The 12,691-nt window shown below is 67.9% G+C and carries 13 protein-coding genes; 12 read left to right on the forward strand and 1 reads right to left on the reverse strand.

What is annotated here, in order from left to right; genetic code table 11:
- The first annotated feature begins 52 nt into the window (after window positions 1-52).
- The 9 genes from HTY53_RS21275 (at window position 53) to HTY53_RS21315 (ending at window position 8,830) form a co-directional block, all read left to right on the forward strand.
- Window positions 53-385: a YbaB/EbfC family nucleoid-associated protein gene (locus tag HTY53_RS21275; protein ID WP_023263605.1), complete on the forward strand. Its 333-nt coding sequence runs from the start codon at window positions 53-55 to the stop codon at window positions 383-385.
- Between the two features lie 28 nt (window positions 386-413).
- On the forward strand, window positions 414-1,028 hold the full coding sequence (gene recR / locus HTY53_RS21280; protein ID WP_149319859.1) for a recombination mediator RecR: 615 nt from the start codon (window positions 414-416) through the stop codon (window positions 1,026-1,028).
- Window positions 1,029-1,077: 49 nt separating this feature from the next.
- Window positions 1,078-1,983 (forward strand): LysR family transcriptional regulator, encoded by a 906-nt coding sequence (locus tag HTY53_RS21285; protein ID WP_053822073.1) that lies wholly within the window; start codon window positions 1,078-1,080, stop codon window positions 1,981-1,983.
- A 327-nt stretch (window positions 1,984-2,310) separates the two neighbouring features.
- Window positions 2,311-3,507 (forward strand): CaiB/BaiF CoA transferase family protein, encoded by a 1,197-nt coding sequence (locus HTY53_RS21290; protein WP_174108543.1) that lies wholly within the window; start codon window positions 2,311-2,313, stop codon window positions 3,505-3,507.
- A complete protein-coding gene (locus HTY53_RS21295; protein WP_174108544.1) occupies window positions 3,504-4,490 on the forward strand; it encodes a hydroxymethylglutaryl-CoA lyase in 987 nt (328 codons plus the stop codon). The genes HTY53_RS21290 and HTY53_RS21295 overlap by 4 nt, the downstream gene beginning before the upstream one ends.
- Window positions 4,491-4,672: 182 nt before the next feature.
- Entirely contained in the window at window positions 4,673-5,656 is a 984-nt protein-coding gene (locus tag HTY53_RS21300; protein WP_174108577.1) for a Bug family tripartite tricarboxylate transporter substrate binding protein, read from the forward strand.
- Between the two features lie 245 nt (window positions 5,657-5,901).
- Entirely contained in the window at window positions 5,902-6,948 is a 1,047-nt protein-coding gene (locus HTY53_RS21305) for an ABC transporter substrate-binding protein (RefSeq protein ID WP_174108545.1), read from the forward strand.
- A 213-nt stretch (window positions 6,949-7,161) separates the two neighbouring features.
- Complete coding sequence (locus tag HTY53_RS21310; RefSeq protein WP_174108546.1) at window positions 7,162-7,974, forward strand: ABC transporter ATP-binding protein; 813 nt, start codon at window positions 7,162-7,164, stop codon at window positions 7,972-7,974.
- Between the two features lie 64 nt (window positions 7,975-8,038).
- On the forward strand, window positions 8,039-8,830 hold the full coding sequence (locus HTY53_RS21315; RefSeq protein WP_174108547.1) for an ABC transporter permease: 792 nt from the start codon (window positions 8,039-8,041) through the stop codon (window positions 8,828-8,830).
- A gap of 81 nt (window positions 8,831-8,911) precedes the next feature.
- On the opposite strand, the gene HTY53_RS21320 is transcribed toward HTY53_RS21315, so the two are convergent.
- The gene (locus tag HTY53_RS21320) at window positions 8,912-9,886 is read right to left on the reverse strand and encodes an NADPH:quinone oxidoreductase family protein (protein WP_174108548.1); all 975 of its coding nucleotides are present in this window, start codon (window positions 9,884-9,886) and stop codon (window positions 8,912-8,914) included.
- Between the two features lie 208 nt (window positions 9,887-10,094).
- Between HTY53_RS21320 and surE the strand changes: the two genes are divergently transcribed.
- Genes surE through HTY53_RS21335 form a run of 3 tightly spaced genes read left to right on the forward strand, consistent with a single transcriptional unit; the run spans window position 10,095 to window position 12,688 of the window.
- Window positions 10,095-10,847 (forward strand): 5'/3'-nucleotidase SurE, encoded by a 753-nt coding sequence (surE, locus tag HTY53_RS21325; RefSeq protein ID WP_174108549.1) that lies wholly within the window; start codon window positions 10,095-10,097, stop codon window positions 10,845-10,847.
- A 45-nt stretch (window positions 10,848-10,892) separates the two neighbouring features.
- The gene (locus HTY53_RS21330) at window positions 10,893-11,813 is read left to right on the forward strand and encodes a protein-L-isoaspartate(D-aspartate) O-methyltransferase (RefSeq protein ID WP_174108550.1); all 921 of its coding nucleotides are present in this window, start codon (window positions 10,893-10,895) and stop codon (window positions 11,811-11,813) included.
- Between the two features lie 8 nt (window positions 11,814-11,821).
- Window positions 11,822-12,688: a peptidoglycan DD-metalloendopeptidase family protein gene (locus HTY53_RS21335; RefSeq protein WP_174108551.1), complete on the forward strand. Its 867-nt coding sequence runs from the start codon at window positions 11,822-11,824 to the stop codon at window positions 12,686-12,688.
- Window positions 12,689-12,691: the final 3 nt, after the last annotated feature.

A 12,691-nucleotide genomic window follows, 5' to 3' on the forward strand; every position in this document is an offset into this window, starting at 1 on the left:
GCGCGCCCCGACCCACGAACCCACCGAATCCATCGATATCAGGAGAAGCATCATGATGAAGGGCCAACTCGCCGGGCTGATGAAGCAAGCCCAGCAGATGCAGGAAAACATGAAGAAGATGCAGGAGCAGCTCGCCCTGATCGAGGTCGAGGGCCAGTCTGGCGCCGGCCTGGTCAAGGTGGTGATGACCTGCAAGAACGACGTCAAGCGCGTGACCATCGATCCGAGCCTGCTCGCCGAGGGCGAGGACAAGGAGCTGCTGGAAGACCTGGTCGCGGCCGCCTTCAACGATGCGGTGCGCAAGGCCGAAGCCACCACGCAGGAGAAAATGGGCTCGATGACCTCGGGCCTGCCGCTGCCGCCGGGCTTCAAGCTGCCGTTCTGAGCGCGGACTTGCCGATCTCGCACATCCAATGAAGGCATCCACTCCCACCTCGCTGCAGGCGCTGGTCGAGGCACTGAAGGTGCTGCCCGGCGTCGGCCCGAAGTCGGCGCAGCGGATCGCCTATCACCTGCTGCAGCATGACCGCGAGGGCGCGCGCCGGCTCGGCGACGCGCTGCGCGGTGCGGCCGACGGCGTGCGTCACTGCGCGCGCTGCAATACCTTCACCGAGGCCGAGGTCTGCGAGACCTGCCTGGATCCGCGTCGCGATGCCTCGCTGCTGTGCGTGGTCGAGACGCCCGCCGACCAGGTGATGATCGAGCAGACGCTGACCTATCGCGGCCAGTATTTCGTGCTGATGGGCCGGTTGTCGCCGCTGGACGGCGTCGGCCCGCGCGAGATCCATCTGGACCGGCTGCTGGCGCGCGCCACCGATCCCGCGCTGGGCGGCCCGGTGGCCGAGGTGATCGTCGCCACCAACTTCACCAGCGAGGGCGAGGCCACCGCGCACTACATCGGCGAGATGCTGAAGGCCCGCGGGCTCAAGGTCTCGCGGCTGGCGCGCGGCGTGCCGGTCGGCGGCGAGCTCGAATACGTCGATGCCGGCACCATCGCGCGCGCGGTGATGGACCGCCGCACGCTGTGAGCCGCGGTGCCGCATTGCTTCGCATCGGCTCGCATGGTCTGATCGCCCGATGAACCTGGCCCGCTTCGATCTGGTCACGCTGGGACTGTTCGTCGCCGTCGCGCGGCAGGGCAGTATTTCGGCCGGCGCGCGTCAGTCGCATCTGGCCGTTGCCGCGGCCAGCAAACGAATTTCCGACCTCGAGGCCGCGGTCGGCGCGCCGCTGTTCTTCCGCCATGCGGCCGGGGTGCAGCTGACCGAGGCAGGGCAGGCGTGCTTCCATCATGCGTTGACCGTGCTGCAGGACGTCGAGCGCATGGCGGGCGTGATGTCCGACTATGCGTCCGGTGTGCGCGGACAGGTGCGCGTCTGCGCCAACACCTCTGCGATCACGCAATTTCTGCCCGACGATCTGGCCGGCTTCATGCGGCTGCATCCGACCATTCGCATCGAGCTCGAGGAGCAGAACAGCGGCGATATCGTCGCGGCGCTGGTCGAGAACCGCGCCGACGTCGGCATCTTCGCCGACCGCACGCCAAGCGCCGGCCTCGTTACCGTCGAATACCGCCAGGACGAACTGGTGCTGGTGACCCCGCCGGGCCACCCGCTGTCGCAGCGCGGTCCGGTACGCTATGCCGATACCCTCGAATACGATTTCGTCAGCCTGCCGCAGGTGACCTCGCTGGCCGCGCGCCTGCTCGAGGAGAGCAGCCGGCTCGAGCGGCCGTTCCGGCTGCGCATCCAGGTGCGCAGCTTCGATGCGATGTGCCGCATGGTGATGGCGGGCCTGGGCGTCGGCGTGCTGCCGCGCATTGCCGCGGAGCCGCACGTCAAGTCGATGGGCCTGTCGCTGGTCAAGCTGCAGGACGCGTGGGCGCAGCGCTCGCTGCTGATCGGCATGCGCGATCCGGCCGCGCTGACGGTGTCGGCACGGCTCTTGATCACCCATCTCTGCGGCGACCGCGCGCCGTTCTGATTTCCTGCGTTGGGGATTGCCCTCTCCCCACCCTCTCCCGCAAGCGGGAGAGGGAGCCTGCTGCTGGCACTCGATGGTTTTCCCGTCTCCGGCAAGCGGGAGAGGGAGCCCGCTGGCCTCACGGTTTTCCCCTCTCCCGCTTGCGGGAGAGGGGTAGGGGAGAGGGCAGCAGCCTTTCGCGTTCGGTGAAGGCCCGCTTCACCGATTGACGCCTTCCGCCCCCGCCGGGGCTGCGGCACACTGCGGCCAAATTCGATCGCAGGGCCAGGCCCCAACCCTCCCGGCGATCGCCAGACACACACACACCGATCCCCGGAGACATTCCGCATGCCGCGACAGATTCTGGATGGCATCCGCGTGCTCGAACTCGGGCAGCTGATCGCCGGTCCCTTCGCCGCCAAGACGCTCGCCGATTTCGGCGCCCACGTGATCAAGGTCGAACCGCCCGGGCAGGGCGATCCGCTGCGCAAATGGCGCATGCTGTATCAGGACACCTCGGTCTGGTGGGAGGCGCAGTCGCGCAACAAGGAATCGATCTGCATCGACCTGCGCAGCCCCGACGGGCAGGCGCTGGTGCGCAAGCTGGCCGCCGAGGCCGATGTGCTGATCGAGAACTTCCGTCCGGGCACGATGGAGAAGTGGGGCCTGGGCTGGGACGTGCTGCACGCCGCCAATCCGAAGCTGATCATGCTGCGCGTGTCCGGCTACGGCCAGACCGGCCCGAAGCGCGACGAGCCCGGCTTTGCCGCGGTCGCCGAGGCGATGAGCGGGCTGCGCCATCTGACCGGCGAACCGGGCCGGCCGCCGGTGCGCGCCGGGCTGTCGCTGGGCGACACCATCGCCGGCCTGCATGGCGCGCTGGGCGTGCTGCTGGCGCTGTACGAGCGCGATGCGCGCGGCGGCACCGGCCAGGTCATCGACGTCGCGCTGTACGAGGCGCTGTTCAATCTGAGCGAGAGCCTGCTGCCCGAGTATTCGGCCTTCGGCGCGGTGCGACAGCCGGCCGGCGGCGCGCTGCCCGGCATTGCGCCGTCCAACGCCTATCCGTGCGCCAGCGGCGAATACGTGCTGGTCGCCGCCAACGGCGATGCCATCTTCAAGCGGCTGATGCAGGCGATCGGCCGCGCCGATCTTGCCGACGATCCGGCGCTGGCGCGCAACGACGGCCGCGTGGCCCGGGTGGAAGAACTCGACGCCGCGATCGCCGCGTGGACGCGCACGCAGGACATCGACAGCGCGCTGGCCGTGCTGCGCGAGGCCCAGGTGCCGTCCGGCCGCATCTATACGGTCAAGGACATCGCCGAGGATCCGCACTATCGCGCCCGCGGCGTGATCGAGCAGGTCACCGCGGCCAGCGGCCTGACCGTCGAGGTGCCGGGCATCGTGCCGAAGTTGTCGGGCAGCCCCGGCGCGATCCACGATCGCGCGCCGACGCTGGGCGAGCATACCGACGCGGTGCTGGCGCAGGCCGGCTTCGATGCCGCGACCATCGCCGACCTGCGCGCACGCGGGGTGGTGGCATGAACGCTTCCACGATCGGCGCATCGACGCCTTTCCCGCTGCGCGGCCCGGCCCGCATCGAGATCAACGAGGTTGGGCCGCGCGACGGCCTGCAGATCGAACCGGTGGTCGTGCCGACCGATGCCAAGGTGGCGCTGCTGGAGGCGCTGTCGGACTGCGGCTTTGCCCGCATCGAGGCGACTTCGTTCACGTCTGCCAAGGCGATTCCCGCGCTGGCCGACGCAGAAGCGGTGATGCACCGCATGCGCCGTGCCGAGGGCGTGCGCTACACGGTGCTGGTGCCGAATCTGCGCGGACTCGAGCGCGCGCTGTCGTGCCGGCCCGATGAAGTCAATCTGGTGATGTCGGCCAGCGAGACGCACAACCGCGCCAATCTGCGCATGACGCGCGCGCAATCGCAGGCGCAGCTGCTGGCGATGATCGAGGTGGCGCGCGCGGCCGGCGTGCCGGTCAATATCTCGTTGTCGACGGTGTTCGGCTGCCCGTTCGAGGGCGAGGTCGCGATCGACGCGGTGATGGCGCTGGCGCGCAGCTTTGCGCAGGCCGGCGCGGATGGCATCACGCTGTGCGACACCACCGGCATGGCCTATCCGAACCAGGTGCGCGCGGTGTGCGAGACCTTCCAGCGGGAACTGCCGGCGACCGGCCTGACCATCCATCTGCACAACACGCGCGGCATGGGGCTGGCCAATGCGCTCGCCGCGTGGGAAACCGGCGTATCGCGCTTTGACGCGGCGGCCGGCGGGCTGGGCGGCTGTCCCTATGCGCCTGGTGCCAGCGGAAACGTCGCCACCGAGGAGCTCGTGCATATGTTCGCGTCGATGGGCGTGGACACCGGCGTCGACCTGCAGCGCCTGCTCGGCATCATCGGCGAGCTGCCCACCGTGGTCGAGCGCGAGGTCTGCAGCCAGCTGCTGCGCGCCGGTCCACGGCTGCGTACGCATCAGCCGCCGGCCTGGATGGCCGAGCATTTCGCCGGGCAATGAGGGCCGCCGAGCCGGCACCGAAATTACCGAAGCACCGAAGCACCGAAGCACCGAAGAACAACAGCCATCAGCAAGCACGCGGACGAAGGTCCGCAACCCCAACCCCAAAAACAACATCGATTCCTGGAGGAGACAGCATGTCGATCCGTTCGTCCCAACCGTTCCTTTCCGTCGATGCGGCCATGCCCGGCCGCCGCCGTCTGCTTGCCGCCGCCGTTTGCGCGGCCGCGGCCTGTCTGAGCGCCGGTGCGCACGCGCAGGACGGCGCCTATCCGAATCGCCCGGTCACGCTGATCGTGTCGGCGGCGCCTGGCGGCACCACCGACCTGGCCGCGCGCATGATCTCCGAGCCGCTGGCCAAGGCGCTCGGCCAGCCGGTGGTGGTCGAGAACCGTCCTGGCGGCAATGGCGGCATCGCCGCGCAACTGGTGGCCCGCGCCAAGCCGGACGGCTACACGCTGCTGGTGCAGTACTCGGGCTTTCACGTGATCACGCCGCTGCTGGTGAAGGGCCTGTCGTGGGATCCGGTCAAGGACTTCGCGCCGGTGGCCAATCTGCTGTCGGCGCCGCAGGTGCTGGTGGTGCGCCCGAGCCTGCCGGTCAAATCGCTGTCCGAGCTCGTCGCCTACGCCAAGGCCAATCCGAACAAGCTGAACTACGCCTCGTCGGGCAACGGCTCGCTGCAGCATGTGTCGACCGAGCTGCTGAACCTGATGGCCGGCATCCACATCACGCACGTGCCGTACAAGGGCACCGGTCCGGCGATGACCGATCTGCTGGGCGGCTCGGTCGATCTGACCATCACCACGCCGCCGCCGCTGATTCCGCATATCCAGGCCGGCAAGCTGCGCCCGCTGGTGGTGACCAGCAAGAACCGCCTGCCCAGCCTGAAGGACGTGCCGTCCGCGCCCGAGGCCGGTTACGCTGATCTCGACGTGTCGTCGTGGTTCGCGATGTATGCCCCGGCCGGCACGCCCAAGCCCGTGATCGACAAGCTGACCGGAGAGATCGACAAGATCATGAAAACCGACACCTTCCGCAAGAAGGCCGAGGATCTGGGCGCTGAAGCGAAGTACATGAACCCGTCGCAGCTGGGCCAGTACCAGCGTGCCGAACTGACGCGCTGGGGCAAGGTCATCCAGTCGGCCAATATCCAGGCGGAATAAGCCTGGGGCAGCGTTCCCGCTAGGTAGTGTTCCCGATTGGGGCGACCCGCGCCGCTCGGATAGCATCGCACGAAGCCGCGCGGCGGCGCTGCATGCCACCCGGCGGGTCGCTCGCGCGGCGTCCGCCGCGCGGGAACACCGCGTGGCAACACCGCGTGGCAACACCGCGCGAGCACACCGCGCGAGAACACGCGCGAGAACACGCGCGAGAACACGCGCGAGAACACAATAGGCAGGAGACACAGATGTACAACCGCAAATTCTGGAAACAGGTGCTGATCGCGCTGGTGCTGTTCCTGGCCGGCTGGTTCACCTTCGGCGGCTTTGCGCAGGCGCAGGGCAAGCCCGAGAAGGCCAAGGTCACGATCGCCGTCGGCGGCAAGAACCTGTTCTACTATCTGCCGCTGACGATCGCCGAGCGCCAGGGCTACTTCAAGGACGAAGGGCTCGACGTCGAGATCGTCGACTTCGCCGGCGGCGCCAAGGCGCTGCAGGCCGTGGTCGGCGGCAGCGCGGACGTGGTCTCCGGCGCCTACGAGCACACCATCAATCTGCAGGCCAAAGGCCAGAACTACCGCGAGTTCGTGCTGCAGGGCCGCGCGCCGCAGATCGTGCTGGTAACGTCCAACAAGACCATGCCGGACTTCAAGTCGGTCGCCGACCTGAAGGGCAAGAAGATCGGCGTCACCGCGCCCGGTTCGTCGACCAACATGATGGCGAACTTCGTGCTGGCCAAGGCCGGGCTCAAGCCGTCGGACGTGTCGTTCATCGGCGTGGGCGCCAGCAATGGCGCCGTTGCGGCGATGCGCTCGGGCCAGATCGACGCGATGGCAAACCTGGACCCGGTGATCTCGATGCTGACGCAGAAGAACGAGGTGCGCGTCGTTGCCGATACCCGCACGCTGAAGGACACGCAAGCGGTGTTCGGCGGCAATATGCCGTCGGGCTGCCTCTATGCCTCGGCCTCGTTCATCGAGCAAAACCCGAACACCACGCAGGCGCTGACCAATGCGATGGTGCGCGCGCTGAAGTGGCTGCAGAAGGCGGGCCCGTCGGACATCGTCAAGACAGTGCCGGAGAGCTATCTGCTGGGCGACCGCGCGCTGTATCTGTCGGCGTGGGACAAGGTCAAGGAAGCGATCTCGCCGGACGGCATGATGCCGGCCGACGGTCCGCGCACCGCACTGGCGACGCTGCAGCAGTTCGATCCGGCCCTCAAGGGCAAGGCGATCAAGCTGGACCAGACCTTCACCAACAGCTTCGTGCAGAAGGCCAACGCGAAGTACAAGTAAGCCATACCGCGGCGCGCATCGGCAGCTGCGGGAAGCCGGGCCCGCTGCGTGCAGCGGGCCTTTGCTTTCGGGGCCGCGGCTTTGTATCAGACAAAGGCCGCGCACCGCATCGCCGAGGCGCCACTGACACGCGATGGACGCCCCATCGCTGCGTCATCGAACTCCCGCCGCCTTCGGTCCGCACCGATGCGCGGCGCACGCATAGCGAAACGCATGAGTACTCCGGCCCTTTCCCTCGACAACGTCACCTGTACCTTCATTTCCCGCGAAGATCGCAATCAGCGCTATACCGCCGTCAAGGACGTCTCGCTGGCGATCGCGCCAGGCGAATTCGTTTCGGTGGTCGGACCCACCGGCTGCGGCAAGTCGACGCTGCTCAATGTCGGCGCGGGCCTGCTGGCGCCATCGTCCGGCCAGGTGCGCGTGTTCGGCGAGCCGCTGGCGGGCATCAATGCGCGTGCCGGCTACATGTTCCAGACCGAGGCGCTGATGCCCTGGCGCAGCGCGCTCGACAACGTGATCGCCGGCCTCGAGTTTCGCGGCGTGCCGCGTGCGCAGGCGGTCGCGGACGGCGAGGAATGGCTGCGCCGCGTGGGCCTGGGCGGCTTCGGCGACCGCTATCCGCACCAACTGTCGGGCGGCATGCGCAAGCGTGTCGCGCTGGCGCAGACGCTGATCCTGGACCCGGACATCATCCTGATGGACGAGCCATTCTCCGCGCTCGATGTGCAGACCCGCCAGCTGATGGAAAACGAGGTGCTGGAGCTGTGGGCCGCCAGGCGCAAGGCGGTGCTGTTCATCACGCACGATCTGGACGAGGCCATCGCGATGAGCGATCGCGTGGTGGTGCTGTCGGCCGGTCCGGCCACGCATCCGATCGGCGAATTCGACATCGATCTGCCGCGTCCGCGCGACGTGGCGGAGATCCGCAACCATCCGCGCTTCGTCGAACTGCACGCGGCGATCTGGGACGTGCTGCGCGAGGAAGTGCTCAAGGGCTATGCGCAGCAGCGCAAGGTCGCCTGAGGGGGCGACGCTGCCGACCAGCCCATCAGCCCACGGTCCAACGAATCAGAACCAATAACGATCCATGGCATTTCGTACCGATTCCAAAGTCATGCTGCGCGTCTGGCAGCTGCTCGTCCTCGTGATCATTCTCGGCGTCTGGCATCTGGCCACGCGCTCGCAGCAGGTGGCGTTCTTCTTCGGCGAGCCGTGGCTGGTGGCGCAGCGCGTCTGGAGCTGGTTCTTCGTCGAGCGCGATATCTACCTGCATCTGGGCGTGACGCTGCTGGAGACGGTGCTGGCTTTCGGCATCGGCACCATCGCGGGCCTCGGCGTGGGGCTGTGGCTGGCGCTGAGCCCGGTCACCTCGGCGATCCTCGATCCGTATATCAAGGCGATGAACTCGATGCCGCGCGTGATTCTCGCGCCCATCTTCGCGGTGTGGTTCGGCCTGGGGATCTGGTCCAAGGTCGCGCTGGCGGTGACGCTGGTGTTCTTCATCGTGTTCTTCAATGTCTACCAGGGCGTCAAGGAAGTCAGCCCCGTGGTGCTGGCCAACGCGCGCATGCTGGGCGCCAACCAGCAGCAGCTGCTGCGCCATGTCTATCTGCCCAGCGCGACCAGCTGGGTGTTCTCGTCGCTGCATACCTCGGTGGGCCTCGCCTTCGTCGGCGCGGTGGTCGGCGAGTATCTGGGCTCGGCGCGCGGCGTCGGCTATCTGATCCTGCAGGCCGAAGGCACCTTCGACATCAATACCGTGTTCGCGGGCATCGTGGTGCTGACCGCGTTTGCGCTGGTGCTGGACTGGATGGTGGGGGTGGTGGAACGCCGGCTGATGAAGTGGCAGCCGAAGAGCGGCGAGACGGAGAAGCTGTAGGGCGGTGGTCTAATGTTTTCTCTCCTCTCCCGCGGGTGGTGTACCGGCGGGAGAGGGGTGTCCCGGCGATTTGGAGCAGCTTCAGGGCACGATCACGATCTTGCCGGTGACCTTGCGCGCTTCCATGTCCTTCAGCGCCTGCGCCGCCTGTTCCAGCGGATAGCGCGCCGAGATGTGCGGGCGGATCTTGCCTTCCTTCATCCAGCCGAGCATCTGCACCATGTTGGCCTGGTTGGCGCGCGGCTCGCGGCGCGTGAATTCGCCCCAGAACACGCCGACCAGCGACGCGCCCTTGAGCAGCGCCAGGTTCAGCGGCATCTTCGGAATCTCGCCGTTGGCAAAGCCCACCACCAGATAGCGGCCGCGCCAGCCGATCGAGCGGAATGCGGGTTCCGCATAGATGCCGCCCACCGGGTCATAGATGACGTCCGGACCCTTGCCGTCGGTCAGCGCCTTGATGCGCTCGCGCAGGTCCTCGGTGCTGTAGTTGATCAGCGCGTCGGCGCCATGCTCCTTGCAGACGGCCAGCTTCTCGTCGGTCGAGGCGGCCGCGATCACGCGCGCGCCGATCGCCTTGCCGATCTCGATCGCGGCCAGGCCCACGCCGCCTGCCGCGCCCAGCACCAGCATGGTCTCGCCGGCCTTCAGCTCGCCCCGATCGACCACCGCGTGGTGCGACGTGCCATAGGTCAGCGTGAACGCCGCGGCGGTCTCGAAATCGATGCCCGGCGGCATCGGCACGACTGCGGCGGCGGGCGCCTTGGCCTGCGTCGCGAAGGCGCCGTTGCCCAGATACGCGATCACCTTGTCGCCGGGTTTGACGTGGCTGACGCCTTCGCCGACCGCGTTGACGATGCCGGCCAGTTCGGAGCCGGGCGAGAAGGGCAATTGCGGCTTGGCCTGGTACTTGTTCTGGATGATCAGCACGTCGGGGAAATTGACGCCGGCGGCCTTGACGTCGATCACCACTTCACCGGGACCAGCGACCAGGTCGGGCAGGGTTTCGAGCACCAGCGAATCGGGCGGGCCCCAGGCTTTGCACAGTACGGCTTTCATCGTGTCTCCATTGAATGTCTTGATGCCTCGATGTGGACCGCGCGGCCACGCGGGTCCGGGCTAGTGTAGCGCAGAAATAGTACGATCGTTCAGTTTGGCGGAAGGCAGGATGGCGGCGGCGGCCCGGGGCGCTGCGAGGGGCGCGGCGGGCCATTCTCGGGCACCTTGTCACGACGCCATCGCATTTGCCTCGGGTACAATCGCGGCCATGCACATCCTTCTCGCCAACGACGACGGTTACCTCGCGCCGGGACTTGCCATGCTGCATGCCGCGCTGGCGCCGCTGGGCCGTATCACCGTGATTGCCCCCGAGCAGAATCATAGCGGTGCATCGAATTCGCTGACGCTGCAGCGGCCGCTGACCGTGTTCGAGGCGCGCGAAGGGGTGCAAAAGGGATTTCGCTTCGTCAATGGCACGCCGACCGACTGCGTCCATATCGCGCTGACCGGCCTGCTGGACGAAAAGCCGGACCTGGTGGTATCGGGCATCAACCAGGGCCAGAACATGGGCGAGGACGTGCTGTACTCCGGCACCGTCGCCGCCGCGATCGAGGGCTTTCTGCTCGGCATTCCGTCGATCGCCTTCTCGCAGGTCGACAAGGGCTGGGAACATCTGGACGCCGCCGCCCGCATCGCGCGCGGCATCGTCGAGCGCGCCATCGCGACGCCGCCGCGCGAACCGTTCCTGCTCAACGTCAATATCCCCAACCTGCCGTTCGAACATATCCGCGGGCTGCGCGCCACGCGGCTGGGCAAGCGCCATCCTTCGCAGCCGGTGATCTCCCAGGTCAATCCGCGCGGCGAGACCAATTACTGGATCGGACCGGCCGGCGATGCGCTCGATGCCAGCGAAGGCACCGACTTCCACGCGACCGCGGAGGGCTTCGTTTCGCTGACCCCGCTGCAACTGGATCTGACCAACCGCGCCCAGCTCGATACGCTGCGGCAATGGCTCGAATGAGCCGAGCCGCGTGCCGGCGGCCGGGCCCATGGAGGCGATGAGGTCATGAGTTCGAGCCCGCGCCGTCCGAAGTTTCCGCTGACGCTCGACTCCGTGGTCGAGCGCAAGCCCGCGCCCGCGCGAACCGCCGGCCTGCCCGCGATCGTCGGCAAGCGTGCGGCCACGCCGGCTCCCGCGCCGACACCTGTGCGCCGTGTGCCGCCGGCCGCCGCACCGGTGCCCGCACCCGCGCCGCCGGGCAGCGCGGTGCAGGCCCGCACCATCGCGGCCAGCGTCGGCGGCGGCGGCATGGCGTCGGACCGCGCGCGCGCCGCGCTGGCCGCGCGCCTGCGCAGCGGCGGCATTCGCGACGAGCGCGTGCTGCAGGCGATCGCCACCGTGCCGCGCCATTTGTTCCTCGAGCCGGGACTTGCCTCGCAGGCCTACGAGGACGCGGCGCTGCCGATCGGCCATCAGCAGACCATCTCCAAGCCGTCGGTGGTGGCCCGCATGATCGAACTGCTGCGCCATGGCCTGGCGCCGGCGCAGCCGCTCGAGCGCGTGCTGGAGATCGGCACCGGCTGCGGCTATCAGGCCGCGGTGCTGAGCCTGGTCGCGCGCGACGTGTTCTCGATCGAGCGGATCCGGCCGCTGCACGAACAGGCCAAGGCCAATCTGCGCGCGCTGCGGCTGCCCAATCTGCGCCTGCACTATGGCGACGGCATGCTCGGACTGCCGCAGGCCGCGCCGTTCTCCGCGATCATCCTGGCCGCGGCCGGCATGGAAGTGCCGGAGGCGCTGCTGGAACAGCTCGAGATCGGCGGCAGGCTGATCGCGCCGGTCGCGGTGGCGGCCGCGGACGGGCACAAGCAGGGCCAGGCCGCGGCGCAGCAACTGCTGCTGATCGAGCGCCGGGGCCGGCATCGTTATCACCGCACCGCGCTTGAAGCCGTTTTCTTTGTGCCATTAAAATCGGGCACCACCTGAGTCGAACTATGCACAACACCGTGACTTCGCAACGTCTTATCCGCGCGGGCCAGCTCGCCACCGCCTCGCTGCTGGCTGCACTGCTGGCCGCCTGCGCTTCCTCGCCGATGCCCGCGCCCGTGATCGACCGCACCGCCGGCGGCATGGGTACCGCGGCAGCGCCGATCGAGCCCGCGCCGCCCGGCTACTATCGGGTCAAGCGTGGCGATACGCTGTATCGCATCGCCCTCGAGAACGGCCAGTCGTATCGCGATGTCGCGGCCTGGAACAATATCGTCAACGCCAATCAGATCGAGGTCGGCCAACTGCTGCGCATCGTGCCGCCGGGCGCGGACGTCAATGCCGCGACCGGCGTTGCGACCATGCCGGTCGCGCCCGCCGCGGTGCAAGGCCAGCCGCTCGATCAGGCTGCGTTGCCGCCGGCCACCACGCCGGGCGCAAACGGCGCCGCGCCCGCCGGTGCTTCCGCTCCGGCCGCTGCCGGCACGAGCCCCGCAGCGGCGGCCAACGGCGAGGTCCAGCTGGCCTGGCCCGCGCGCGGTGCGCTGCTCGGACGCTTCGACGAAAAGGGCAACAAGGGCATCGATATCAGCGGTCAGCGCGGCGATGCGGTGCTCGCCGCGGATGACGGTCGGGTGATTCACGTAGGCCCCTTGCGCGGCTACGGGAATCTTGTCATCATCAAACACAACGAGACTTTTCTTACTGCCTACGGTCACAACGACAAGGTCGTCGTGACAGAGCAGGCAACGGTCCGCCGGGGTCAGAAGATTGCAGAGATGGGCAATACCGATGCCGATCGCGTGAAGCTGCATTTCGAGGTTCGCAGGAACGGGAAACCGGTCGATCCGATGCGGTACTTGCCGCCACAGTGAGGG

It is taken from the genome of Cupriavidus gilardii, assembly GCF_013314895.1.
GTDB lineage: Bacteria > Pseudomonadota > Gammaproteobacteria > Burkholderiales > Burkholderiaceae > Cupriavidus > Cupriavidus gilardii_C.